Origin of the sequence: Specibacter cremeus, from assembly GCF_003946885.1 — a bacterium.
In the GTDB taxonomy this organism is placed as follows: domain Bacteria; phylum Actinomycetota; class Actinomycetes; order Actinomycetales; family Micrococcaceae; genus Specibacter; species Specibacter cremeus.
On sequence record NZ_RWKQ01000094.1, the window covers coordinates 1 to 1,751 of the forward strand.

The 1,751-nt window shown below is 68.1% G+C and carries 1 protein-coding gene; it reads right to left on the bottom strand.

Translation table 11 applies throughout. The features are described from left to right. Nucleotides 1-173: 173 nt before the first annotated feature. On the bottom strand, nt 174-1,628 hold the full coding sequence (locus tag EJC77_RS20205; RefSeq protein WP_164520515.1) for an IS1380 family transposase: 1,455 nt from the start codon (nt 1,626-1,628) through the stop codon (nt 174-176). Nucleotides 1,629-1,751: the final 123 nt, after the last annotated feature.

The following is a 1,751-nucleotide window of genomic DNA, read 5'->3' on the forward strand; positions in this document are numbered from 1 at the left end:
GACCCGAATCCGCGAGTAGTGGTTCTTTGAGGCGGAAATCCTGGTTGGGCGGAAATTTCGGCGGATTTCAGGTCCCATGCATAGCAAGGGCCCGGCTGTCGTGCCGGGTGGGCGGAGACTCCTACGACGTCTCGGATGGTCTCTCTCATGATGGCGGGACAGTGGCGGCAGCGTCAGCCGGGGGCTGGCAGCCTTTGCAGGGCCGGCAGGACGGTGGCAAGCAGTTGGGGTCCCGGTGGCAGGCGGAGCTGGATTTCGCCGGCGCGGCGGGTGATGCGGGCCGGGACGCGGATCAGCTCCCGGCGGAGGCGGGCCACGGTGCGTCGCCCGCGCCCGTTGCCGTGGTCGAGGCCGGTGATTTCCTGCAGCCAGGAGCTGATTGCGCAGCCGAGCAGGCCCGCCCACATCCAGACACTGTTCACCCGGTGGTCCGCGGAAGGCAGGTGGCGCAGGGCGGTGCCGTGTTTGGCGTTGCGGTTGAGTTCCTCGATGTCGGTCCGGTGCCGGTACCAGAACTCGACCTCGGCGAGTTTCTCCTCGTCGGAGACATCCAGGTTGGTCAGGATGAAGGAGTAGCCGTAGACCTCATCGATGCGGCCCTCCAGCGCCAGGGTGAGCTGGTTTTTGTCGATGGTGCGGCGCTTGCGGGCCCGGGCGGTGGGGATCCGGTCCACCGGGATGCGGGTCCGCCGGGCAAGGCAGGTGATGCCCGCGTCTTTCGGCCAGGGCCCGGGTAGGTAGTCAATGGCGGCCAGTTCGGTGTCCTCCATGCCCACGGCAGGGACCCAGGTGTACCGGCCCAGCCCTCGGGCGGCGGCCATGACCTTCCCGGTCCGCTTGACGCCGATGGCAAAGTCGACCCCGCGTTCGATGCAGGCCGCGGCGAGCTCGGCGGCGAAGTAGCCGGCGTCCCAGCGGCACTGGATCTTCTCCACTCCTTGGGGCAGGGCGGCAATCGAGCGGTCCAGAATATCGATGGCGTTGCTGCGGGGGTCCTCGGTCCCGCCCATCAACTCCGCCGCCAGAGAGAGGCCGGCTTCGGCCCAGAACCCGATGTGAGAGCGCAGGGTCAGCGCCCCGGTGTAGGCGTGCGCCGCCTTCTGCTTGCTGCGCCCGTACACCTCAATGTCCGTGGCGTCCCCGTCGATCGTGGCGACCTTCAACAACGTGGCCCGGCGCACCAGCGGCAACAGGGACACCATGGCGGTGTTGATTTCCCCGATGGCGGTCTCGATCCCGCGGAGCTGGTCGTCACCGAAGCGTCTGGCGATCCCGGCCGCCGTCGTGGAGGCAGGGATGGGGACAGGTTCCAGCCCCTGCCCGGCCGCATCGGCCCGGCGCCGGTCCAGGCCGACCAAAAAGTCCTCCCCGGCCAGCTGCGCCGAGGCCATCGAGAGCACCAGTTCGCCGCCGGTCAGGCCCCGGGCGCGGTCCTTCACCGGCCCGATCCCCGCATCCAGGGCCGCCGTGATGCCCAGGACCCGGTCCACTTCCCGAAGGGCCTCGACCCCGGCTGCCGGCGTCAGCCGATCGTCCGGGGCGCCGATCCGCACCCGCCGGGCTCGGGCCCGCTTCCTCGCCCGCGCGCCCGACTTCTTGCCATGTTTTGTGCCGCGTATGATTGCCACCGAACAGGTGTCCTTTTCTGTCTGGAAAATTTTGGTGTCGTAACTACTATTTTCCCAGCTCAGGGGGCACTTGTTCGGTTTAACACGCCCCAGTCAAAAAGTTCCTACTCGCGGATCCGGGTC